Genomic DNA, 23,287 nt, shown 5'->3' with positions numbered 1-23,287 from the left:
CTAGCTCGGAGGGCGTACTCGGCGCGGACTGCCTGACGGCAGCACGAAGATGACCTGGCGTCGACCATAGTCGAGAGTCACGGACTCGAACTGCCGCATGGCGTCGATCCCCATGAGCAGGCTGGGCTTGGTCTTCAGGTCCCAGATGTCGAAGACGTGCAGATCGGCGAACACCGTGGTCAGACCCGCGATGCTGAGCCCGCCGATCTTCAGCAGCGGCATGACCGCCAGCTCCCCCTGGGACGTCTGGCCGGTCGCGCTGAGCACCGGCACCAGATAGCGGGGCTTCTTGGGGTCTGGCTCAGTGCCCAGGACCAGCCGACGCAGAGCGTGGTTGCCCACGGTGCTCTGGGACCCTGAGTCCATGAAGGCGGTCACGGGCCGACCGGCGACATCGGCGCCGATGATGATGAGTTGGCCAAAGCGATAGCGCGCGGGCACCACGATCTGACGGCCTGCATGCTCCTGCGGCTCGACCCTCGACGCCGCCTGCCCCATCACCGGCAGCACCCCCGCATCGCCCCGCGAGGCGGTGATTCTGAATTGATTATGCTGGAAGTCGATCGTGACGCGCCGGTTGCGCAGGACATCGACGCCGAGCAGGCCATCGGCGCCCAGACGCCCACGGCTGAGGGTCGGCGCACGTATCTTCCGAGTGACCACGTCCCCCACCCGCAGCGTGTCGATGATCGCCGTCCCGGCCGGCTCGATCCCGGCGACGCCGTGGATCTGGGCCGAGCCCGCATCCGGCAACCCCAGCTGAGTGGCCAGCGCCGTGGTGATCACCGTCCGGTTGGCGCCGGTGTCCACGACGAAATCGAACGGCCCCTGACCATTGATCCAGACCGGCGCGGTGACCCGGCCGGCGAGGTCCGCCGCGGTGGCGAGATCGGCGCCGGCGTCCGGAGCGGCCGGTGCGCCAGCGGCCGGGGGCGGCGCCAGCTCAGCGAAATTGACGAGAACGGCCGGCTCGCGCGAGGCGCAGCCCGCAAGGGCGGCGGCTGTCATTCCCAGTCCCGCGCTGCGGCGGCTGAATAATCTGGACTCCAAGCGGCGCATCCTCCCCACCCTGGATAGACCGGCGTTCGCCAAAGAAAAAGGGCGGCGGATTGCTCCGCCGCCCTTCGCCTCCCTTTGAGGGGATGCGTCTTAGAAGTTAGCCGTGAAGCCGACGAACAGCTTGCGACCCAGCAGATCGTAGGTCGGGTAGGTGTTCGGCAGGCCCGTGCCGATGAAGCGCGAGATCAACGGCGGGTCTTGGTCCAGCACGTTGTTCACACCCGCGCGCATCGTGAAGGTGTCGTTGATGTTCCAGATGCCGGCCAGGTCGACGTAGGTGCGCGACGGCAGCATGTGGTTGAACAGATCGTTCCCACCGGTGCCGATGGACGGCTCGTTGGTGTCACGCTCCAGCTTGACTTCGCCGATATAGCGCCAAGCAGCCGAGAACGTCACATCCCACGGCGTGGTCCAGTTCACGCGGGCGGACGAACGCCAGCGGGGGCTGATGCCATCGCATTGCGGACCGTAGAGACCCGCGCAGTCATACTTCGGGTCGCCCGGCAGCGAGACGGTGGTCTTCTCGATCAGGTAGGCGCCGTTGAAGGACACCGAGACCTGGCCGAAACGATCCCAGCCCATGGCGTCCAGGGGCAGGTTGTAGTTGGCCTGGAAGTCGACGCCCGACAGCTTGTCCGCACCGACGTTGACGTTGGCGCCGTTGAAGTAGCCGGCCGAGGCGACGTCGTCGCCGAACAGCGAACCGTTGGAGGCGTTGCGTCGGATCTGGCTGCAGAAGTCGGCTTCGCCGGTCTGCAGGCAGCGCTCCAGGATCACGCCCAGCGGGATGTTGCCGATCGTGCCCTTCAGGTCGATGGTGTAGTAGTCGACGCTGGCGGTCAGGCCGGCCAGGAACGTCGGCGTGAGGGTGAAGCCCACGGCGATCGTCTTGGCCTTTTCAGCCTCCAGGTTCGGGTTACCACCCGTCAGCACCGCGCACTGGCCCGACGGGCACTGCGGAATGGTGACGTTGTTGTACTGAGCTTGAGTGACGCCGGTGTTCGCGCATTGCGCGAAGCTGGGACGATTGGCGACACCCTGGGCGCAGGGGTCTTCACCCACCTCGCTGGTGTTGGTGACCGATTGCGGCGTGTAGAGTTCCAGCAGGTTCGGAGCCCGGATCGCGCGCTGATAGGAGGCGCGGAAGCGGATGTCGTCGGTCGGAGCCCACTGAATGGCGCCCTTGTAGGTGTCGGCCTTGATACCCGTCGAGTAGTCCGAGTAGCGGTAGCCGACATCGATCACGACGTCGCGAGCGAACGTCATGTCCTGGATCACCGGGATACGGGCTTCGGCGAAGCCTTCGGTCACGCTGATGCTCTTGTCGATGGAGACCGAAGCGCCGCCGGCGCCGGAGAGGTCGCCGCTGAGCAGGGCCGTGTCAGGCGCGTATTCCAGGTTCTCACGACGGTTCTGGAAGCCGAAGTTGACGCCCACGCCGTCATTCGCCCACGGCGACTTGATGCCGTATTCGCTGAGGTCGCCGGTGATCGAACCTTCGACGATCCGCTGGCTGACCGCACCGCGCGAGGTGCCGGTCACGTCGAGATAGGCCAGGGCTTCCGGGGTGACGCCGCCGTCCTTGAAGATGTTGTAGGGCACGCAGCCGGCGCCCGAGATGCACTCAGGACCGTTGGCCCCCTGGACCACCTGCAGCGCGTTCTGGATCTTCGAGATGGCGAGGTAGTTCTGCGAGGCTTGGTACAGGCTGGTGTAGTAGTACGAACCATAGAGGTCATACGACCAGGGGCCAACGATGTCGCCGCGGGTGCCCAGAACAACACGGTAGTTCGTGTGTTCGTAGAACTGGTTCCGACCACCGCCTTCGACGTTGCGGCGACCGATGTACATGTCGACGCTTTCACCAGCGGTGACCATGCCCGGCGTACAACCGATGGCGCCCTGCTGTTGCGCGCTCATGAACGGGTTGTTGCAGTTGACCAGGAAGCCGCTGCTCGGCGACGGGCCGCTGCCTTGGAACAGGCCGGTCGGCGCGATCGTGACGTTGGTCCGATCGTTCATGAACGAGAAATCGGAGTACAGCTTGACGTGATCGTTCACGTCGTACTTGGCGAAGAAGCCCGCGGTGTAGCGGGTGCTCTGCTGCATCAAGTACGCGTATTCGTTCGAGTTGAAGAGCGGCGGCGGGGTGGTGACCGCGCTTCCGCTGTACGGCGCGAATTGGTTGCCGACGACGGCGAATTGCCCACCCGTGCCATCGGCGCGGAACCACTGGTTCGAGTTCGGCGAACCGGCGCAGCTGGCGATACCGCCGGCGTTGGCGGCGTTGATCTGACAGGCCGAGTAGTCGCGCTTGCCTTGAGCGACAGGATCCTGGTCGTGGTAGGTGAAGAAGGCGGTGACGTTGCCGCGACCGTCCGACGAATTGGCGCCCCAGACGATGCTCAGGTCACGGGACTTGCCGTCCCAGGCGCTGTCCTTCGGCCCCTTGACTTGGCGCGGGCCAAACAGGCTCTGCACGAATTCGTTGTGCTGCTCGTGCTGATAGACGCCGAATTGGGCGTCGACCTGCAGGCCTTCGAAGTCGCGCTTCATGATGAAGTTCACGACGCCGGCGATGGCGTCCGAACCGTAGGTCGCCGAGGCGCCGCCGGTCAGCACGTCGACGCGTTCGATCAGCTGGCTGGGGATTTGGTTGAGGTCAGGCGCGGGGTTCGGGTTGCCGGTGTTCGGGTCGCCGATGCCGAGGCGACGGCCGTCCATCAGGACCAGCGTGCGGGTTTGGCCCAGACCACGAAGGTCGACGGTGGCCACGCCGCCCGGCCCGGAGAGCGGGTTGGAGGTGCTGGAGAGGCCGGCGCTGGCGCTCTGCGAAACTTGCGGAAGTTGGTTCAGGAAGTCAGCGGTGACCGGACGGCCGCCGAGGGTGACTTCTTGCGCGCCCACCACCTGGACGGGGCTGACGCTGGTCAGGTTCGGTTGCGGAATCCGCGAACCGGTGACGACGATTTCGCTGACTTCGGCCTCTTGAGCCAGGGCATGCCCGGCGCCCAGAGAGACGACCATCCCGCAAATCATCGATGACGCCATCAGGCGTCCACGTTGCGTAGTCATTTTCAAGGTCTAGATCCTCCAGCGGTCCGCCAAGCCGTAACGACCTGCGATACCCGCTCCCCACATAAGGTTCGGTCCCAGGTTCAATTCCGAACCCGGTTACGTTGGAGTTACGAGGCTTACAGCCTGGGGGTCAACGCAGATTAAACCGCTGCAATCTGAAGGGCGCCAACCTGTCGCATTCTGGTCACAGAATGTGCCCTGGAGCCCATTGCGCGCATGAATTTACCCTTTTGGCGCCGCAGGGGCGGCCGGCGCGGTACGGGAACCTGCAACACACCAGTAACGCGCCCGGTGCTGATCGACGATGTTATCGACGAAGCCGGTCACCTTCGGGGCGACGAGATTCTTGTTCACGTAGAAGTAGATAGGCGCAACCGGGGCGTCATCGAGCATCATCTGCTCAGCCTGCGCCAGGTAGCCCGCACGCACCTTGGCGTCGGGCTCGTTGTCAGCCTTGGCCAGCAAGGCGTCATAGGCGGGATTGCGGTAGTCGCCATAATTTTGCGCGCCAGTGGCCGACTGCTGCAGGTAGAGGAAGCTCATCGCATCGTTGTAGTCGGCGATCCAGGCGGCGTCGGCGACCTGGAAATCGCGCGAACGGAACGCCGCATAGGCGATCTGAGCCTCGTTCTGCGCCAGGGCGGTGTCGACCCCGATGGCTTTCCAGTCGGCCTGGATCGCCGGCATGAACAGCATCGGGTCGGGCGTATTGCGGTGCTTGATCTCGATCTTCAGCGGCCGGCCGGGGCCGTAGCCGGCCTGGGCCAGCAACCGCCTGGCCTCGGCCTGACGCTTCTCAAGCGGCCACGCGGCCCAGGCCGGCGGCTTGGCCGGCTCATAGTTGGCCACCCCGGGCGGCACGAAGGTGTAGGCCGGCTTCTGCCCGCCCCGCAGCAGCTTCTGGGTGATGAAGTCGCGATCGATGGCCATGGCCAGGGCGACACGGACACGCTTGTCCTTGAACGCCGGAACGGACGAGTTGAAGGCCAGATAGGTGACGCCAAGATACGTATGGGTGCGCACATACTGCGGCGTCTTCTCCCGCAGGAAGGCGATGCGGTTCGACTGGATGTCGGCGTTCATGTCGAGCTCGCCGCGTAACACCCGGCGCTCGGCCATGGTCGCGTCGGAGGTGGGGTAGAGGTAGATCTCGTCGACGCAAACCTTGTCGGCTTCATAGAACCGCGGGTTCTTCACGATCTTCACATAGTCGCCGAGCTTCCAGTCGGTCACCACATAGGGGCCGTTGGAGACGTAGTTGCCAGGCGTCACCCACTTGTCACCCAGCCTCTCAACCACATGCCGGGGCAACGGGTACATCGTCTGGTGCTTGGCCAGCTGCGGCAGGTAGGGAGCCGGATGCTCGAGCGTGATCTCCAGCACCTTCGGCGACACCGCCCGAACGCCCAGCGCCTCCTTCGGCGCCTTGCCCTCGCTCACCGCCTGGGCGTTCTTGATGAGATAGAGCAGCGAGGCGTACTCCGACGCCGTCTGCGGCGACATGATACGCCGCAGCGCGAAGACGAAATCGTCGGCTGTGACCGGCACGCCGTCCGACCAATCGGCATCACGCAGATAGAAGGTCCAGACCAGGCCGTCGGGCGTGGTCTCCCATCGCTCGGCCATGCCGGGGACCGCGTTGCCTTCGGGATCGGCCTCGGTCAGGCCGACCAGCAGGTTCGAGACGATGCGATCTTCCCAGACCCCGGTGATCTTGTGCGGATCGAGGCTGACTGGTTCGGCGACATTGCCGGCCTGGATACAGACCTTGCCGGGAGGGCATGGCGGCCTCGACGGCCCCTTGGGAGCGCAGGCGGCGAGCGAAAGCGCCGCGAGCCCCAGCACGAACATGTTGCCCAGCGCCGGGAGCGCCCTATCAATACGGGACATCAAAACCATGGGTCACGGATGACACATTTTTCCATCGGCTCAAAACTGAGCGCCTTCGTCCTGTTGGGCGTCTTCGCCAGTAGCGGAGCCATCGCCGCCGAGCCCAAGATCGAGGGGCGCACGGCGGTCCTCCAGAACGTGCTGGACTGCAAGGGCAAGACCGACGCCGCCGAGCGCCTGGCCTGTTACGACGCCGCCGTCGGTTCGCTGGGCGCGGCCGAGCAGAAGGGCGACATCGTCGTGGTCGACCGCGAACAGGCCCAGGCCGCGCGCCGCCAGGCCTTCGGCTTCGCCATGCCCTCGCTGGACATCTTCAACCGCACCGACACCACGCCGGAACAGGCCGACCGCCTGGAGACCGTCGCGACCAACGCCTATCGCGGCGGCGACGGCAAGTGGGTGTTCGAGCTCGAGGGCGGCGCCGTCTGGTCGCTCTACGACGCCGTGACCCTGGGCCGTACGCCCAAGGCGGGCTCGAAGGTCGAGATCCGCAGGGGCGGCGTCGGCGGCTTCTTCCTCAGGTCCGACGGCCAGGCCGGCGTTCGCGCCAAGCGCCTTCGGTAGCGCCTCAGCGGTCCTTCGGGTCGATCGCGTCCCGAAGGCCGTCGCCGATGAAGTTGAAGCTCATCAGCGTCACCACCATGGTCAGCGACGGGAAGATCAGCAGCCAGGGCGCCAGCTCCATGTCCTGGGCGCCGCCGGCGATCAGGGTGCCGAGCGAGGCCATCGGCGGCTGCACGCCCAGACCCAGGAAGCTGAGGAAGCTCTCGGCCAGGATCACCGCCGGAATGGTCAGGGTCACATAGACCACCACCGGCCCGAGCAGGTTGGGCACGATGTGCTTGGCGATGATCGAGCCCTGGCTGAGGCCGGCGGCGCGCGCCGCCTCCACGAATTCCTTGTGCTTGAGGCCCAGCGTCTGGCCGCGCACGATCCGGCTCATGGTCAACCACTCCACCGCCCCGATGGCGATGAAGATCAGGATGATGTTCGACCCGAAGGTCACCATCAGCAGGATCACGAAGAAGATGAACGGCAGCGAATAGAGCACGTCGACGACGCGCATCATCAGCTCATCCAACGCCCCGCCGACATAGCCGGCGACCGCGCCCCAGACGATGCCGATGGCCAGCGAGACCATGGTCGCCACCAGCCCGATCGCCAGCGACACGCGCAGCCCCATCAGCAGCCGGGCCAGCAGGTCGCGGCCCAGCGAGTCCGCGCCCAGCAGATGCCCGCCGGTCAGCGGCGGCGCCCACACGTCGTTCTTGTTGATCTGGTCGTAGCTGAACGGAACCAGGTGCGGCCCGATCAGGGCGACGGCCACCAGGACCGCCAGCACCAGCATGCCGCTCACCGCCGCCCAGTTGCGGAACAGCCGGCGCCGGGCGTCGTCCCACAGACTGCGGCCCTTGACGGCCTTTTCCATGACTTGCGCCCCGGCGCGCGAGCCGGGGGCCAGGATTGGACCGATCACGACAGCCTCACGCGGGGATCGAGCGCCGCATAGAGCAGATCGGCGATCAGGTTCAGGACAAGGATCAGAGCAGCGTAGAAAATCACCATGCCCATGACAACGGTGTAGTCCCGCTGCAGGGCGGAGATGACGAAGAATTTCCCCAGGCCCGGCAGATTGAAGATTTTCTCGACCACCAGCGAACCGGTCAGCAGCCCGGCGCAAGCCGGGCCCAGATAGCTGACCAGCGGCAGGATGGCCGCGCGCAGGGCGTGCTTGATGACGATCCGGTGCTCCGGCAGGCCCTTGGCCCGGGCGGTGCGCACATAGTTTGAATGCAGCACCTCGATCATGCCGGCCCGTGTCAGCCGCGAGATGATGGCGATCTGCGGCAGGGCCAGCACCGCCACCGGCAGGATCAGGTTGGCCAGCGCACCGCCGTTCCACCCGCCCGACGGCAGGATCTGGAGCTTGGAGCCGAACAGCAGCACCAGCAGCGGCGCGGTGACGAAGGTGGGAATACAGACCCCGACAATCGCCACCGCCATGACGCCGTAGTCGATCAACCGATTTTGCCGCAGCGCCGCCAGGACGCCGAGCGTGACGCCAACGATGCTGGCGATCAGGATCGCCGACAGCCCTAGGGTCAGGCTGACCTTGTAGTTCTCCTTGAGGATCTGGAGGACGCTCTTGTCCTTGTATTTCAGCGACGGGCCGAAATCGCCACGAGACACATCCTTGATATAGTTGAAGTATTGCTCATGCAGCGGCTTATCCATGCCGTACTTGGCCATCACGTTGCGCTCGATCTCGGGCGAGAGCTTGCGATCCATGTCGAAGGGGCTGCCGGGCGCCGCGCGCATCATGAAGAAGGCGACGGTCACGACCAGGAACAGCGTCGGTATGGCCACGAGCAGGCGGCGGCCGATGAAACGCAACATTTGGGAGGGGCTCGAGGTGAAGGCCATTTGTCGGCCGGGCGTTGCGAAACTTTCATCGCCCCCCGATGATGTCAAACGAAGGGTCCTCCTCCCAACCTGCGGTAACTCACATGACTGACTTTCGACGCGTCACCGATCAGCTCTCCGTCGCCCCCCAGATCGGGACCGACGACCTCGCCGCCGCCGCGGCCCAGGGCTTCAAGATGGTGATCAACAACCGCCCCGACGGTGAAGACCCGACCCAGCCGTCCAGCGCCGAGATCGAGGCCGCGGCCAAGGCCGCCGGGCTCGCCTATGTCCACATTCCGGTGCGCGGCGGACCGACGCCCGATCAGGTCGAGGCCAATCATCGCGCGATCGAGGCCGCCGAGGGTCCGGTGCTGGCCTTCTGCCGCTCGGGCACGCGCTCGATCGTCACCTGGTCGCTGGGCCAGTTCCAAGCCGACGAGCGCAGCGCCCAGGAGCTCGTCGATCTGGGCGCCCAGGCCGGCTACGACCTGTCAGGGGCGTTCCCGCGCTAGCGCTGGCTGAACTCGAGCGGGATCCGGGCTGCGCCCATGGCCACCTGCTCGGGCTCGCAGCTCGCGACCGCCAGGACCAGATGCGCCGCAAAGAGACACAGTAAGGCGAAGACCGCCCTCTGAAGCCGTTTTGATACAAAAATCGCCGCGTCCGTCGCCATAACCGACCTCATTTTCAGATCGAGGTTGGTCGGAGCAATTAAGGCGCCGTTTAGGATATTTCGATGATCCCCTATGTCCGCGAGATCAAGTTCGACTACGGCGCCTGCGATCAGGTCTCGCCGCTGATCCGGCGGGTGGTGGCCAACAACCCCGGCCCCTTCACCTATCTGGGCACCGGCACCTACATCGTCGGCAAGGGCCAAGTGGCGGTGATCGATCCCGGCCCCGACCTGCCCGAACACCTCGACGCCCTGATGGCGGCGCTGGAGGGCGAGAGCGTGACCCATATCCTGGTCACCCACCACCACTCCGACCACTCTCCCCTCGCCCGCCCCCTGCAGGAAAAGACCGGCGCCAAGATCTACGGCTGCGCGGTCGGCGGCCAGGCGGTGGAATCGGTGATCATCACCGAGGCCGGCCACGACCTCTCCTTCCGTCCCGACATCGATATCTGCGGCGGCGGCGCGGTGTTCGAAGGTCCCGGCTGGACGCTGGAGGCGATCGCCACGCCGGGCCACACCTCCAACCACATCTGTTTCGCCTTGCGCGAGGAGAACGCGCTGTTCTCCGGCGACCACATCATGGGCTGGTCGACCACGGTGGTCTCGCCGCCCGACGGCGACATGACCGACTACATGGCCAGCCTCGAGCTGGTGAAGGCGCGCGACTTCACGACCCTGTGGCCGACCCACGGCCCGCCGGTCTTGGAGGTCGAACCGTTCATCACCGCCTATATCGCCCACCGCCGCGCCCGCGAGGCGCAGGTGCTGAAGGCGGTGAGCGAGGGCCACGGGCGCATCAAGGACATGGTCCCGGTGCTCTATGCCGAGGTCGACAAGCGTCTATGGCCGGCCGCCGCACGCTCGGTTCTGGGCCACATCATCGACCTGGAACGGCGCGGCGTACTGAAGACCGACGGCCCGCCCGGCCCCGACAGCGACTACCGACTAGCCGGCTGACGGGCAGCTGGTCTTCGCGGGCTCGCCGCGCAGCCGCATTTCCATCCAATGGAGTATCCCCTCGCGGGCCGAGGGGATGATGCTGCGATGGTCGCCGCCCTCGATGCGGTCGATCTGCAGCTTGGTCCCCACCGCGCAGGCGCGCGCCTGGTAGAGGTCGGTGCTGCCGAACGGCACGATCCCATCGGCCGATCCATGCACGACCAGCACCGGCGCGGCCGAGACACGCAGCCCCGAGTTGTTCCGCTCCAACGCCGTCGTCCAGGCGGGATCGTTCGTGACGTCGGCGATCACGCCCGGTTCCTTCGAGCGCCCGACTTCCTTGAAGACTTCCAGGATGCAGCCCTGCCCGGCGACCTCGACAAGATCCCGCCCGCGCTGGGACAGCAGATCGGTCGACAGACCATAGGCTGAGGCGTAGCCCCGAATGATCTCGTAGACGTGCGGCGTGCCGGACCGGAACAGCTGGTTCACGACCGGAGACATGATGGTCGCGCTAGGCGCCAAGGCGGCGACCCCACGCACTCGCAGGTCAGGGGCGTAGGCCGATGCGACTTCGCCGGCCGCCAGGGCCGCCTGCCCGCCCTGCGACCAGCCCAGCACCACCACGTCCGCGCCGGCCTTCGCGCCGCGCAGATGTCTTGCCGCGCGGGCGGCGTCCAGGCCGCCGCGCGCCGCGGTGTCGCCGACTAGGAACTGGTGCACGCCCGGCCCGCCAAGGCCCTGATAGTCGGGGGCCGCCACCACGTAGCCGCGCGCCATCAGGTCGGTCAGATAGGGCGTGCCGATGTCGATGGGATAGCCGGCCGCGCCGCCGCGCTCGAGGAAACTCCGGGCGGGATCGGGCGCCAGCGACGGCGCGCAGCCCCGCGCTCCACCGGTCGTCCCATGCGCCCAGACCAGCACCGGGCGCGGCCGGGTCGTCTTGGCCGTGGAGGCGATGATCAGCCCTGTCGCGGCCACAGGCTGGTCGTCCCAGGTCCGCGAGGCGTACATCACCCGCCAGGCGCGCGCGCCGGACGGCGCGGCCACCGGCTCGGCCTTCAGGATGTCGCCCGGCTTGGCGCGGGCGAGCTTCGGCGAGGCGTCGTAAAACGACGTCACCGCGAAGGCGGGCGGCACGTTCGCCCCCGCGTCGAAGCCCTGCAGGGGCTGGGCCAGGGCCGAAGACCAGGCGATGACGGCGCCGGTGACGCCGGTCAGCAGGTGGCGAAGCATCATGGAGCGGTCGAGACCATGGCTGGAACGGTGGGTGCGGGCGCCGCCGAGGCCGGAGCCTGCCGATCCCAGACATAGGCCAGCAGGGTCAGGGTGGTGATGGTCAGCACCAGCAACGCCCGCAGCCAAAAGCGCTGGAAGCCGGCGAGCATGGCGACGATCACCCCGAAGACACCGGCCGCCACGCTGCCCAGTGCGACATGCGGGGCCCACTCATAGGCCATCCTGCTCAGCCCGAACTCCGGGCTCAGCAGGCCAGACTTCGCCCCCGCCCACCCCACGACCACCATGACCGTCGGGGCCAGCGCGATCAGCGTCGCGGCGTGCAGATAGAGATCGGCGAATCCCGCCGAAACCGACCGCCCCCGGGATGAGGGCGGCGTCGGCGACGGCGAGATCGCAGGCCGGACAGATTCCGGCCGGGGAGGCGGAGCGGCTTCAGCCGCAGCTACCTCCCCCGAAAAGGGAGTTGGGCGTCCGCCGGGGCCTCCACGTGGTCGGCGGGCGCCGCCGGCGCCTCCCGGCGGCTCCGATCCACCGACTGCGCCGCGTCCGGGGTCCAGTGCAGCCAGGCGTCATCCTCGTGCCCCGGCTCGACCACGGGCTCCGGCTCCGGCGCGTAGATCTTGGGCTCGGGCGGCGCGGCCAAGGCCACGGCGCCGCTGGCCACCCCGGCCGCGGGCGGCAGGACATAGTCCTTCATCCGTTCGCGGATCAGCTTCTTGTCGATCTTGCCGGTGGCGCCGAGCGGGATCTCGTCGACGAACACCACGTCGTCGGGCATCCACCACTTGGCGATCTTGCCGTCGAGGAACTGCAAGAACTCGTCCTTCGTCGCCGCCTCGCCCGTCTTCAGCTTGACCAGCAGCAGCGGACGCTCGTCCCACTTGGGGTGGACCACGCCGATCACGGCGGCCAGTTCGGCCTTGGGATGGCCGGCCGCGATGTTCTCGATCTCGATGGACGAGATCCATTCGCCGCCCGACTTGATGACGTCCTTGGCGCGGTCGGTGATCTGCATCACGCCATGCTCGTCCAGGGTCGCCACGTCGCCGGTGTCGAAGAAGCCGTCCTGGTCGAGGATCTTGCCGCCTTCGGCCCTGAAGTACTCGCCGACCACGAACGGACCGGCCACCTTCAGGCGCCCGAAGGTCGTCCCGTCGTGCGGCAGCGGCTTGTCGTCATCGTCCACCAGCTTGAGCTCGATGCCCAGCGGCGCGCGTCCCTGCTTCAGCTTGAACTGCAGCTGCTGTTCGGCGTCCATCTGCGAGATGGCGTAGTTCGGCGTGGCCTGGGTGCCGAGCGGCGAGGTCTCGGTCATGCCCCAGGCATGGGTGACGTCGACGCCGTATTCGTCGCGGAAACCGCGGACGATGGCCTCGGGCACCGCCGAGCCGCCGATGACCACCCGCTTCAGGGTGCTCAGCGTGCCCTTGCTGGTGCGCAGGTGGGTCAGCAGCATCTGCCAGACCGTCGGCACCGCGGCCGAGAAGGTGACGCCCTCGGTCTCCAGCAGTTCGTGCACCGAAGCGCCATCCAGCTTCGGACCCGGCATGACCAGCTTGGCGCCGACCGCCGGCGCCGAGAAGGTCAGGCCCCAGGCGTTGGCGTGGAACATCGGCACCACCGGCAATACGGTGTCGGTGGCTTTGATCCCCAGTACGTCGGACCCCATGGTCACCAGGGTGTGCAGGAAGTTCGAACGGTGCGAGTAGAGCACGCCCTTCGGATTGCCGGTCGTGCCCGAGGTGTAGCAAAGGCCCGCGGCGGTGTTCTCGTCGAACCCGCCCCAGGAAATATCGGCCGAGGCGTTCTCAACCAGGGTCTCGTAAGCCAGCGCGCCGGGCAGGCTGCCGTCCAGATGAGCCTCGTCGGACAGCACGATGATGTGCTTCACGCCGGGAATCTGATCGCGGATCGAGGCCAGGACCGGCACGAAAGTCAGATCGGTGATGATGATCCGGTCGTCGGCGTGGTTGATGATGTAGACGAGCTGCTCGGCGAACAGGCGCGGATTCAGGGTGTGGCACACGGCCCCCATCCCCATGATCCCGTACCAGGCCTCGATATGGCGGCCAGTGTTCCAGGCCAGGGTGGCGACCCGGTCTCCGGGCAAAATCCCCAGGCCCAGCAAGGCGTTGGACACTCGCTTGGCGCGCTCATGGATCTCGGCGTAGGTGGTGCGGACGATCGGTCCCTCGACCGAACGGCTGACGATCTCGCGTCCCCCGTGCCAGGCCTTGGCGTGGTCCAGGATCTTGTCGACCGTCAACGGCCAGTCCTGCATCAAGCCTTGCATTATATTGTCTCCTCCCGACATTGCCCTTTGGGCTGGCGCGCAAGCTAGATTCACCAAGTCTTTTAAGCAACGCGGCGCCCGCCGAACGGGCGACTTAAACTTGATGTCGCCAAGGCTCAGGTTGACTTGGAGGTCCGCCTCTTATCGAAGAGCCTCTCTTTTGATCAGGTCGCGAGGCGGCAATTGGATTTCTTCGACGTCGTCGTGATCGGCGCAGGTGCGGCGGGCATGATGTGCGCCATCGAGGCCGGCAAGCGCGGGCGCAAGGTGCTGGTCGTCGACCATGCCGCAGCCCCCGGCGAGAAGATCCGCATCTCCGGCGGCGGCCGGTGCAACTTCACCAACATTCACGCCGCGCCGGCCAACTTCATCTCGACCAACCCGCGCTTCTGCATCTCGGCCCTACGGCGCTACACGCAGAAGGACTTCGTGTCCTGGGTGGAGCGCGAGGGGATCGCCTATCACGAGAAAACGCTGGGCCAGTTGTTCTGCGACGACTCCGCCAAGCAGATCATCGCGATGCTGACGGGCGCCATGCGCGCCCACCGCGTCGAGCTGCGCCTGCGCACCGCCGTCGACAAGGTGGAGAAGACGTCGGACGGTTTCCAGCTGACCCTGACCCACGGCGCGGTCACCTGCAGCTCGGTGGTGATCGCCAGCGGCGGCAAGTCGATCCCGAAGATGGGCGCCACCGGCTTCGGCTACGAGATCGCCCAGCAGTTCGGGCTGAACATCATCGAGACCCGCCCCGCCCTCGTGCCGCTGACCTTCGAGATCAAGACGCTGGAGCGGCTGAAGCCCCTAGCCGGGGTCGCGGTCGACGCCGTGGCCGCCTGCGGCAAGACCAAGTTCACTGAGGCGATGCTGTTCACCCACCGCGGCCTCAGCGGTCCGGCCATCCTGCAGATCTCGTCCTACTGGCGCGAGGGTCAGGCGATCACCGTGACCATGGCCCCTGGCCTGGACCTGACCCAGACGCTGAAGACCGCCCGCGGATCGCGCGGCAAGCAGGCGGTCGTCACGGTTCTGGCCGAGCATCTGCCGCGTCGCGTGGCCCAGATGATCCTTGAGGAGATCGGCGCCCCGCCCAATGTCGGCGACCTGTCGGACAAGCTGATCGCCCGCATTGATGAGGCGGTGAACGCCTGGACGGTCAAGCCGGTCGGCTCGGAAGGCTACCGCACCGCCGAGGTCACCCTGGGCGGGGTCGACACCGACGAGCTGGACTCCAAGACCATGGCGGCGNACAATTTCCAATGGGCGTGGTCGTCGGGCTGGGTGGCGGGCCAGGCCGTCTAGGCGCGCGGCTGTCACCAGGTTTTCATTTGGCCGTGGTTCTCTGAGACTCGATAGATCGATCGGCTGCATCTCAAACCAGCGGAAGCTCGCGAACTGTGAATCTGGCGGCGATAGCGACAGCTCCCGTACTTGCGGCCACCGCGGCGACGGCTCCGGTCGGCGGCGGCGCCACGATCATCTCACCGCCGCCGGTGATCGTGGAACGGGCCGCTGCGAGCGACGACCACAGCACCGACATCAGCGTGCTGACCTACAATATCCGCGGCCTGCCCTGGCCCATCGCGCGCGGCCGCGCCAAGGCGCTGAAGAAGATCGGCGCTGAACTGGCGACGATGCGCGAGGAAGGCCGCCAGCCCGACGTCGTCCTCATTCAGGAAGGGTTCCGCAGCGAGGTCAGCGACCTGGTGAAGACCAGCGGCTATCGCTACTGGGCGCAGGGGCCGACCCGGTTCGAGCGCGCCTCCGGGTCGGCGCCGCAGGACGGGCGACACTATCGGCGTGTTCGATATGTCCGGTTCGGCGAGGGATGGGGCAAGTTCACCAGCGCGGGCCTGCATGTGCTGACCGACGATCCCATCGTGGAGGTTCGCAACACCCCCTATCGGTTCTGCGCCGGCTTCGACTGCCTGGCCAACAAGGGCGCCATGCTGGTCCGCCTGGCCCCGCCCGGCCTGCCGCAGGACCTCGACATCATCAACACCCACCTGAATTCGAGGGGCGCCTCGAGAGTGCCGCTAAAGCGCTCCCTGCGGGCCCACAATCTGCAGACCGAGGAACTGAACGCCTTCATCAACGATCACTGGAAGGCTTCCACGCCGCTGCTGATCGGCGGCGACTTCAACGTCAGGAACGCGCCCGACCGCTACGACTACCAGGCGGCCGAACGGCCCTATGTGGTGGTCAGCGAGTTCTGCAACCACCGCGCCAACCCCTGCGCGGGTCAGGCTCCTGCCGATGGCGAAAAGCCCTGGCTGCGCTCCCAGGACCTACAGGCCTTCGCCGGCGACGGGGCGGTCAGCGTCCGGCCGATCAGCGTGGAGAAGGTCTTCGGCGCCGCGCCCGGCCGGCGGCGGCTCTCCGATCACGACGGTTACCTGGTCAATTATCGGCTGAGTTGGAAGCCGAGCCTGGCGGCCGCGTCACCTCCCCGGCCCGCCGAGACGCCGCAGCTTGCGGCGTCGGACTCCGAGATCGCCGGCGGCCAGCCCTGAGCGGTCAGGTCAGCGGCGAACCGCCATAGGTCGCCGACCAGGCCTCGGCCGCATCCTGGGCCGGACCTGACGCATCTACGCGCACCCAGCCGATCGGGCCGACGTCGCGTTCCAGCTGCATGCGCAGGGTGGCCACCGTCGCATCCGAGGCGTCGCCCTGCCGCCCCTCGATCCGCGCGGCCAGCACCTCGGGCGGAGCCTCCAGCCAGACGCCGTGGAAAGGCGCCCCGACCTCGGCCGCCAACTGTTCGACGCGCGCGCGCAGGTCCGGCTGGATGAAGGTGGCGTCGACCACCACCGCCCGGCCGGCGGCCAGCAATGCTCCGGCCTCGCGCAGCAGGGCGTCATAGACCTCGGCGTAGAAGGCCGGGGAATAGACGGCGGAAGAGAGTTGGGCGTCGGGCGCCACGCCCAGCAGCCGCTTGCGGATTTCGTCGGTGCGCAGGACCACCGCGCCCGGCGAGGCCCCCAGGCCCGGCGCGATCAGGCGCGCGAAGGTGGATTTGCCGCTGCCCGACAGTCCGCCCACCGCGGTCAGCTGCGGCGACGGCGGCGACAGATGGGCGAGCGCGGCGTCGAGATAGGCGCTGGCCGCCTCGAGGTCTCCGCTATGGGCCTGGACGTGGGTGCGGACCCCGGCCCGGACCGACAGCATCAGCGGCAGCGCCGCCAGGCCGTCCAGCAGATCAGGCCCGAAGTGACGCAGGCCCTCGTCCAGATAGGCCGACAGCACCCGCACCGCGGCGTCGCGCCGACGGCGGAAGTCGAGGTCCATCAACAGGAAGGCCAGATCGTACTGGATGTCGATGTCGGAGAGGACGTCGTTGAACTCGATGCAGTCGAAGAGGATCGGCTTGCCGTCCTCCAGCAGGATGTTCCCCAGGTGCAGATCGGCGTGGCAGTGGCGCGCGAAGCCCGCGGCTCGGCGGCCGTCCAGCAACGCCTCGCGGCGAAAATACTCCGCGTCGGTGGCGGCGATCAGGGCCTCGACGCGCGCCTCGCCCAGTTGCGGGGCCAGTTCGCGGATCAGCTTGGCGTTGGAATCGATGGTGTATTTCAGCGCCTTGCCGCCGCCGCCCTGCGGCCGGAGCGTGGCGCGGGCATGCACCCCGGCCACCTCGCGGCCCATGGCCTCGGCCAAGGGGCCGTCCACGGCCCAGGGCCGCGCGGCCAGCACGAAGCTCTCGTCGAAGCGGCGCATTTCCAGCGCGAACTCGACCACCGCCCCCTCGCCGTCCAGCTCCAGCCCGCCGCCCGCCGTTCGGGTCAGCTTGCGAACCGCGCGATAGATGTCGGAGGTGGCCGCCAGGTTGAAGCGCAGCTCGCGCTCCAGCGCCCAGTGGCGCAGGTCCAGCGTCGAATAGTCCAGATAGCCGAGCTCGACCCGTCGCTTGACCTTGAAGGCGGTGTCGCCGGCCAGGAACACCCGGGCGCAGGCCGTCTCGATCGTCCGCTCGGCGCGCTCGCCGAACCAGGCTGTGACCTCGGCTTCTTCGGCGTCCGTCAAGGATAGAGGCGCTGGGTGGTCCAGCCCTCCCCGGCGCGGACGAACACCAGGCGTTCATGCAGCCGGAAGGGACGGTCGCGCCAGAACTCGATCGCCTCGGGCACGACGCGGTAGCCGGACCAGTGCGGGGGCCGGGTGACTTTGCCGATGCCGAACTTCAGGCCCATCTCGGCGATGCGCTTCTCCAACGCCAGACGGTCCGGCAAGGGTTGCGACTGCTCCGAGGCCCAGGCCCCGATCTGGGCCGGCCGGGCGCGGGTGGCGAAATAGGCGTCGGCCTCTTCCGGCGTCACCGGAACCACGGTCCCGCGCACGCGGATCTGACGGCGCAGGGACTTCCAGTGAAATAGCAGGGCCGCCTTCGGACTGACCGCAAGCTGGCGGGCCTTGGCGCTGCCGAGGTTGGTGTAGAATACAAAGCCGTCGGGACCGGCGTCCTTCAACAGCACCATGCGCACGTCGGGCATGCCGTCGGCGTCGACGGTTGAGAGCGCCATGCCGTTGGCGTCGTTCGGCTCCTTGGCGACCGCCTCCTTCATCCAGTCGGCGAACAGCTCGAACGGATCTTGGGCCGAAAGCAGCGGCGGCGGCTCGGCCGCGGACACCTGGCGGACGTACTCGTCTTCACTGGGAGACGGCGGGATGGCGGTCTTGTCGCTCATGGTCGCCGTATAGCGCGAGTTCGCGAGCTTGGCATGCTTAACGCACCGTTGACCACGACGAGGTCACAGTCCCGCCGATGGCCGCGCCCCCACCACCAACGATGCAGAGGAAACGGGCGCGCGAGATCCTCGGGGTCTCCTCGTTCGCCAACTCCGCCCAGCTCCGGCTCGCCTTCCGTGAGGCCGCCAAGCAGGCCCATCCCGACCGTCCGGGCGGCGACGCCGAGCGGTTCCGCGAGGCCGTCGAAGCCTTTCACCTACTGAACCAGCCCAAGGCCGTCGACAGGATCATCCAGCCGCCGGCCACGGTGGCGCGCCCCGCCCGCACCGACGCCGTCCTGCCGATCACCCCCCTGCTCGCCCTGAACGGCGGCGTCCTGCTGCAGGAGACGGCCGACGGCCGCCGGCTGAAAATCGTCGTGCCGGAGGGGCTGCGGACCGGCGACACCCTGCGGGTCGGCGACATCGAGTTCGAGATCGCCGTGCGCAGCGACGGGGAAATGCTGGTTCGCGGCGATGATCTCTGGCTCACCGTGCCGCTGGATCCGCACCTGCTGACCCAGGGCGGCCGGGTCGCGCTGGATACCCCGCTCGGTCGCCGCGTGGTCTGGATCACCCGCAAGGCCGGCGAACGCGGCCTGGTGCGGTTGGTCGGCCAGGGACTGCCGGCGCGCGGCAAACATCGCCAGGGACACATGTTCCTACGCCTCGCGGCCCAAGTCCGCACCACCGATTCCGCCGCCAGAACGCTGCGCCGACGCTTCGCCGCGGCCTGGGCGGCCTAGCGCTGCGCGCCTCTCGCCTTTAAAAGCGCCGCCATGTCGCACAACACCTTCGGCCACCTCTTCCGTGTCACCACCTGGGGCGAGAGCCATGGGCCGGCTCTCGGCTGCGTGGTCGACGGTTGCCCTCCCGGCATCGCCCTGACCGCCGAGGAAGTTCAGGTCTGGCTCGACCAACGCCGTCCAGGCCAGGGCAAGTTCGTCACCCAGCGCCAAGAACCGGACGCGGTGAAGATCCTGTCGGGCGTCTTCGAGGACGAGCGCACGGGCGGTCAGGTGACCACTGGCACGCCGATCTCGATGATGATCGAGAACGTCGACCAGCGCTCGCGCGACTACGGCGAGATCGCCACCCAGTTCCGGCCCGGGCACGCCGACTACACCTATTTCGCCAAGTACGGCGTGCGCGACTATCGCGGGGGCGGACGGGCCTCGGCGCGCGAGACCGCCTCGCGCGTGGCGGCCGGCGCCGTGGCGCGCAAGATCCTGGCCGGCGTGACGATCCGCGCCGCTGTCGTGCAGATCGGCCCGCATGCGATCGACCGCGACCGCTTCGACTGGGACCAGCGCACGGAGAACCCGTTCTGGTGCCCGGACGCCCAGATGGTTTCGGTCTGGGAAGAACACCTGGAAAAGGTCCGCAAGGCCGGCTCCTCGACCGGCGCCATTGTCGAGGTCGAGGCGCTGGGCGTTCCGGCCGGCTGGGGCGCGCCGGTCTATGGCAAGCTCGACGCCGAGCTGGCGGCGGCCCTGATGTCGATCAACGCCTCGAAAGGCGTGGAGATCGGCGCGGGCTTCGCCTCGGCCGCCTTCTCCGGCGAGGAGAACGCCGACGAGATGCGCATGGGCAATGACGGCCCGATCTTCCTGTCCAACAGCGCCGGCGGCATCCTGGGCGGCATCTCCTCCGGCCAGCCGGTGGTGGCGCGGGTGGCGTTCAAGCCGACCTCCTCGATCCTCACCCTGCGCCGCAGCCTGAACGAGGCCGGCGAGGAGATCGACCTGCGCACCAAGGGCCGCCACGACCCCTGCGTGGGCCTGCGCGCCGTGCCGGTGGTCGAGGCCATGACCGCCTGCGTGCTGGCCGACGCCTATCTGCGCCATCGCGGCCAGACCGGCGGCGGCGCCTTCACTCCCGGCGCCACGACACGCAGCTGATGGACGCCGTCTAGATTTCGCCGCGCCCACGTCGCCTAGCCGACTTTACTTGAAATCCACTCAAGGTTGACTTGAGTTTTTTGAGTTGACCGCGAAAGTTTCACGCCGGTATTCACACCTGACTGCGGGGGCGGTCTCTTGAGTCGCCTCGTCGCTGTCGCGGATAGACCTGAATTAGTCTCAACCGAAAAGTCAGAGACTGTGCGCCTCGAGCTTCTAAAAATTCTGATCGTCGAGGATAATCGCTACACTCGCGTGTTGCTGATCGAGATCCTTCGCGCTATCGGCATCCAACAGATCTACGAAGCCGCCGACGGCGCCGAGGCCCTGCAGGCCATGCGCGCCCACGCCATCGATATCGTCCTGACCGACCTGGCCATGGAGCCGCTGGACGGCATCGACTTCGTCCGGCTGCTGCGCAACTCGCCCGACAGTCCCAACCCGATGGTTCCGGTGCTGATGATCACCGGCCACTCGACCCTGCGCCGGATCCACGAGGCGCGCGATGTCGGGATCAACGAGTTCCTGGCCAAGCCGATCACCGCCCGCGGGGTGATCGGGCGATTGCAGCAGCTCATCGACCACGCCCGGCCCTTCATCCGCTCGGACGACTATTTCGGCCCCGACCGCCGCCGCAGGAACGACCCCGAGCATCCCGGCCCGTGGCGGCGCGCCGCCGACGGTCCCACGGTCCGCGCCCTGCGCAGCTGAGCGCCGTCACCATTTGGCGATTTTTGGCGGCTAGAGAGGCGGCTCCTCAGGAGCTCGCCATGCACGTCGCCCGCCTCGCCGTCCGACTGTCGCTCTTGGCCGGGCTCACGGTTCCGCTAAGCGGATGCCTCGCCGGCGCTGTCGTCGGCACCGCGGTCGGCGTCACCGGCGCAGCTGTCGGCATGACCGCCAAGGGCGTCGGAATGGCCGCCGGCGCCGTCATTCCCGACGGCGACAAGGATCAGGACAAGAAGCGCCGCTAGACGATGTTGAGCGCACAGCTCTCGCTGATGGTCGGGCGCGAGACCACGATCTTCGACAGGCCCGGGAAGCGCACCTTCAGCCGCTCGGCGAAATAGAGGCAGAGGTGCTCAAGGGTCGGGCGCTCGAGGCCCGGCTTCTCGTTGAGCAGGCCATGATCGAGTTGGGCGGCGACCGCCTTCAGCTCGGCGTCGAGGTCGGCCAGGTCGGCCACCCAGCCCACCGGCTCCTGCTGGACGCCGCGCACGGTGGCTTCGACCTTGAACGAGTGGCCATGCAGATTGGCGTAGGGCCGGTGTTCCGGCCCATCGGCGAAGTAGTGCGCCGCATCGAAGGTCGCGGCCTTGGTGATTTCAAAAACAGGTTGGGTCATTCAGCAGGTCTTAGGGCGTTCGGAGACCAGGCATGGTCTCACGGAATGCCGAGGTACTTGTGGGTTTGGACGCTTAAACGCCACCGAGGGTGCGCGAGGCAATAGGCGATCGCCGCCTGCGTGTTTTCGACACGCGCCGGACCGTCCATCGGCTGCAGCAGGAATCGCTCAAAATCCAGATGCTCGAAGCGGGCCGGATCGACGTCCACCTGAGGAAAGACGAGCTTCAGTTCCTGCCCCTTGGTCTGGACGATGGCGGCCTGGGCCTTGGGGCTGACGCACACCCAGTCGACGCCGGCCGGCGCCGCCAGGGTGCCATTGGTCTCCACGGCGATGCTGAAGCCCCGCGCATGCAGGGCGTCGATCGCAGCGGGATCCAACTGCAGCAAGGGTTCGCCGCCCGTGCAGACCACCAGCCGATCATCGCGCCCGCCGGTCCAGGCGGCCTCGACGGCGTCGGCCAGACGTTCGGCCGTGGCGAAACGCCCGCCGCCCTCACCGTCCATGCCGACAAAGTCGGTGTCGCAGAAAGTGCAGACCGCGGAGGCCCGATCCTCCTCGCGACCCGACCACAGGTTGCATCCGGCGAAGCGGCAGAACACCGCCGCCCGGCCCGCCTGCCCGCCCTCGCCCTGGAGCGTCAGGAATATCTCTTTGACCGCGTAGCTCATGCCTCGTTCCCCGGGCGGCCGGCGGCGACCCATTCGCGCCAACCCTTGGCGCGTAAGTCGCAGGCGGGGCAATCGCCACAGCCGTGGCCCCAGTCGTGGCGCTCTCCGCGAGCGCCGCGATAGCAGGTGTGACTGTCCTCAAGTATCAATTCGACTAGGTCCTCGCCGCCCAGATCCTGGGCCAGACCCCAGGTTTGAGCCTTGGTCAGCCACATCAACGGCGTCTCGACGACAAAGTCCTGCGCCATGCCCATGTTCAGAGCCTTTTCAAGGGCCTCGAGCGTATCACGACGGCAGTCCGGATAGCCGGAGAAGTCGGTCTCGCACATCCCGCCTACTAGAAAACGCAAATTTCGCCGATCGGCCAAGGCCGCCGCATAGGTGAGAAAGACCAGGTTGCGGCCGGGCACGAAGGTGTTCGGCAGCCCCTTCTCCGTCACCTCGAAGGCCCGCTCCTGCGTCATGGCGGTTTCACCCACCGCGCCGAAACCCCTCAAGTCGAGGACGTGATCCTCGCCCAGCCGATCCGCCCACTCAGGGAAACGCGCGCGCATCGCATCACGAACCACAGAACGCTGTTCCATTTCGACCGCGTGACGCTGGCCGTAGTCGAAACCGACCGTCTCCACATGGCCATGACGCGCCAGGGCCCAGGCCAGGCAGACGCTGGAATCCTGGCCGCCGGAGAACAGGACAAGGGCGCGGGTCTGAGGGGAAGCTTCGCTCATCGGCCCCATATGCGCGCGCGAGGCGCAAACCGGAAGCCCGGTGCGACGAGTCTTCGCGCCCCAGCCCATACCGCAACATCGAAAAGCGGCACGTCGGAAAGTGTTCGCAGTTGCAGCATCGACGACATCAACACAGCTTCAGTCATCGCTGACCCCATCAATTCGCATCTACCCAGAATTGTGAGTTTTCGAAGCATTGGTATTTGCGCAACATCAATTCGGAAGTTTCGACATGAACGCTGATAACTTATCGACGTCACGTTGACAGACTCCACAACTGGGCGCGAGCCTTTGAAATGTCGGGGGATTGGCCGCCACCCCTTGGCTGAAATCTTGCGCGG

At 67.1% G+C, this 23,287-nt stretch carries 21 protein-coding genes and 1 pseudogene; 9 read left to right on the top strand and 13 right to left on the bottom strand.

Annotated features, from left to right (window positions below; translation table 11 throughout):
* The 3 genes from ASE02_RS03645 to ASE02_RS03635 all read right to left on the bottom strand — a co-directional run bounded on the left by ASE02_RS03645 (position 1) and on the right by ASE02_RS03635 (position 6,027).
* Positions 1 to 1,008 carry an aspartyl protease family protein gene (locus ASE02_RS03645; protein ID WP_056731222.1) on the bottom strand — a complete coding sequence of 336 codons (1,008 nt, stop codon included), beginning with the start codon at positions 1,006 to 1,008 and terminating at the stop codon, positions 1 to 3.
* A 141-nt stretch (positions 1,009 to 1,149) separates the two neighbouring features.
* The gene (locus ASE02_RS03640; protein WP_162257133.1) at positions 1,150 to 4,086 is read right to left on the bottom strand and encodes a TonB-dependent receptor domain-containing protein; all 2,937 of its coding nucleotides are present in this window, start codon (positions 4,084 to 4,086) and stop codon (positions 1,150 to 1,152) included.
* 273 nt (positions 4,087 to 4,359) lie between these two features.
* On the bottom strand, positions 4,360 to 6,027 hold the full coding sequence (locus ASE02_RS03635; RefSeq protein ID WP_162257132.1) for a peptide ABC transporter substrate-binding protein: 1,668 nt from the start codon (positions 6,025 to 6,027) through the stop codon (positions 4,360 to 4,362).
* Positions 6,028 to 6,045: 18 nt separating this feature from the next.
* Between ASE02_RS03635 and ASE02_RS03630 the strand changes: the two genes are divergently transcribed.
* On the top strand, positions 6,046 to 6,591 hold the full coding sequence (locus tag ASE02_RS03630) for a hypothetical protein (RefSeq protein WP_056731216.1): 546 nt from the start codon (positions 6,046 to 6,048) through the stop codon (positions 6,589 to 6,591).
* Between the two features lie 4 nt (positions 6,592 to 6,595).
* Here ASE02_RS03630 and ASE02_RS03625 read toward each other — a convergent pair whose 3' ends face one another.
* On the bottom strand, positions 6,596 to 7,504 hold the full coding sequence (locus tag ASE02_RS03625) for an ABC transporter permease (protein WP_200957605.1): 909 nt from the start codon (positions 7,502 to 7,504) through the stop codon (positions 6,596 to 6,598).
* Positions 7,501 to 8,424, bottom strand: coding sequence for an oligopeptide ABC transporter permease OppB (oppB, locus tag ASE02_RS03620; RefSeq protein ID WP_056731281.1), 924 nt, complete (start codon positions 8,422 to 8,424; stop codon positions 7,501 to 7,503). Before oppB ends, ASE02_RS03625 begins: the two co-directional genes overlap by 4 nt.
* 110 nt (positions 8,425 to 8,534) lie before the next feature.
* Here oppB and ASE02_RS03615 point away from each other — a divergent pair, with 110 nt between their 5' ends.
* Both ASE02_RS03615 and ASE02_RS03610 read left to right on the top strand, forming a co-directional pair.
* Positions 8,535 to 8,945: a TIGR01244 family sulfur transferase gene (locus ASE02_RS03615; RefSeq protein ID WP_056731212.1), complete on the top strand. Its 411-nt coding sequence runs from the start codon at positions 8,535 to 8,537 to the stop codon at positions 8,943 to 8,945.
* A 224-nt stretch (positions 8,946 to 9,169) separates the two neighbouring features.
* Positions 9,170 to 10,066, top strand: coding sequence for an MBL fold metallo-hydrolase (locus tag ASE02_RS03610; RefSeq protein WP_056731211.1), 897 nt, complete (start codon positions 9,170 to 9,172; stop codon positions 10,064 to 10,066).
* Here ASE02_RS03610 and ASE02_RS03605 read toward each other — a convergent pair.
* The 3 genes from ASE02_RS03605 to ASE02_RS03595 form a co-directional block, all read right to left on the bottom strand.
* The gene (locus ASE02_RS03605) at positions 10,055 to 11,287 is read right to left on the bottom strand and encodes an alpha/beta fold hydrolase (RefSeq protein ID WP_056731209.1); all 1,233 of its coding nucleotides are present in this window, start codon (positions 11,285 to 11,287) and stop codon (positions 10,055 to 10,057) included. The two genes, ASE02_RS03610 and ASE02_RS03605, sit on opposite strands and share 12 nt — an antisense overlap.
* Positions 11,284 to 11,574 (bottom strand): hypothetical protein, encoded by a 291-nt coding sequence (locus ASE02_RS03600; protein WP_056731207.1) that lies wholly within the window; start codon positions 11,572 to 11,574, stop codon positions 11,284 to 11,286. The genes ASE02_RS03605 and ASE02_RS03600 overlap by 4 nt, the downstream gene beginning before the upstream one ends.
* A gap of 158 nt (positions 11,575 to 11,732) precedes the next feature.
* Positions 11,733 to 13,583, bottom strand: coding sequence for a long-chain-fatty-acid--CoA ligase (locus ASE02_RS03595; protein ID WP_235536595.1), 1,851 nt, complete (start codon positions 13,581 to 13,583; stop codon positions 11,733 to 11,735).
* 183 nt (positions 13,584 to 13,766) lie between these two features.
* Here ASE02_RS03595 and ASE02_RS03590 point away from each other — a divergent pair.
* Positions 13,767 to 14,828: pseudogene (locus tag ASE02_RS03590) on the top strand (NAD(P)/FAD-dependent oxidoreductase); the annotation flags it as partial.
* 149 nt (positions 14,829 to 14,977) lie between these two features.
* Positions 14,978 to 16,093, top strand: a complete 1,116-nt coding sequence (locus tag ASE02_RS03585) for an endonuclease/exonuclease/phosphatase family protein (RefSeq protein WP_056731205.1) — start codon at positions 14,978 to 14,980, stop codon at positions 16,091 to 16,093.
* Between the two features lie 4 nt (positions 16,094 to 16,097).
* Here the strand turns inward: ASE02_RS03585 and ASE02_RS03580 are convergent, their stop codons facing one another.
* Complete coding sequence (locus ASE02_RS03580) at positions 16,098 to 17,600, bottom strand: bifunctional aminoglycoside phosphotransferase/ATP-binding protein (protein ID WP_056731203.1); 1,503 nt, start codon at positions 17,598 to 17,600, stop codon at positions 16,098 to 16,100.
* Complete coding sequence (pdxH, locus tag ASE02_RS03575) at positions 17,597 to 18,262, bottom strand: pyridoxamine 5'-phosphate oxidase (protein ID WP_056731201.1); 666 nt, start codon at positions 18,260 to 18,262, stop codon at positions 17,597 to 17,599. Before pdxH ends, ASE02_RS03580 begins: the two co-directional genes overlap by 4 nt.
* A 101-nt stretch (positions 18,263 to 18,363) precedes the next feature.
* Between pdxH and ASE02_RS03570 the strand changes: the two genes are divergently transcribed.
* From ASE02_RS03570 to ASE02_RS03555, 4 genes are all read left to right on the top strand, one after another.
* Entirely contained in the window at positions 18,364 to 19,047 is a 684-nt protein-coding gene (locus tag ASE02_RS03570) for a DnaJ C-terminal domain-containing protein (protein WP_156405894.1), read from the top strand.
* A 33-nt stretch (positions 19,048 to 19,080) separates the two neighbouring features.
* Complete coding sequence (gene aroC / locus ASE02_RS03565; RefSeq protein ID WP_056731198.1) at positions 19,081 to 20,202, top strand: chorismate synthase; 1,122 nt, start codon at positions 19,081 to 19,083, stop codon at positions 20,200 to 20,202.
* A gap of 201 nt (positions 20,203 to 20,403) precedes the next feature.
* The gene (locus ASE02_RS03560) at positions 20,404 to 20,913 is read left to right on the top strand and encodes a response regulator (RefSeq protein ID WP_056731196.1); all 510 of its coding nucleotides are present in this window, start codon (positions 20,404 to 20,406) and stop codon (positions 20,911 to 20,913) included.
* A gap of 59 nt (positions 20,914 to 20,972) precedes the next feature.
* Positions 20,973 to 21,176, top strand: a complete 204-nt coding sequence (locus tag ASE02_RS03555) for an NF038104 family lipoprotein (protein ID WP_056731194.1) — start codon at positions 20,973 to 20,975, stop codon at positions 21,174 to 21,176.
* Here the strand turns inward: ASE02_RS03555 and ASE02_RS03550 are convergent.
* Genes ASE02_RS03550 through queC form a run of 3 tightly spaced genes read right to left on the bottom strand, consistent with a single transcriptional unit; the run spans position 21,173 to position 22,946 of the window.
* Positions 21,173 to 21,547: a 6-carboxytetrahydropterin synthase gene (locus tag ASE02_RS03550; protein WP_056731192.1), complete on the bottom strand. Its 375-nt coding sequence runs from the start codon at positions 21,545 to 21,547 to the stop codon at positions 21,173 to 21,175. The two genes, ASE02_RS03555 and ASE02_RS03550, sit on opposite strands and share 4 nt — an antisense overlap.
* A gap of 38 nt (positions 21,548 to 21,585) precedes the next feature.
* Complete coding sequence (gene queE / locus ASE02_RS03545; protein ID WP_056731190.1) at positions 21,586 to 22,218, bottom strand: 7-carboxy-7-deazaguanine synthase; 633 nt, start codon at positions 22,216 to 22,218, stop codon at positions 21,586 to 21,588.
* Positions 22,215 to 22,946, bottom strand: coding sequence for a 7-cyano-7-deazaguanine synthase QueC (queC, locus tag ASE02_RS03540; protein ID WP_056731277.1), 732 nt, complete (start codon positions 22,944 to 22,946; stop codon positions 22,215 to 22,217). The genes queE and queC overlap by 4 nt, the downstream gene beginning before the upstream one ends.
* Positions 22,947 to 23,287 lie beyond the last annotated feature (341 nt).

Source organism: Phenylobacterium sp. Root700, assembly GCF_001429025.1.
In the GTDB taxonomy this organism is placed as follows: Bacteria; Pseudomonadota; Alphaproteobacteria; order Caulobacterales; family Caulobacteraceae; genus Phenylobacterium.
The sequence above is the reverse complement of the archived record's forward strand: the minus strand, read 5'-3'. Positions and strand labels throughout refer to the sequence as shown.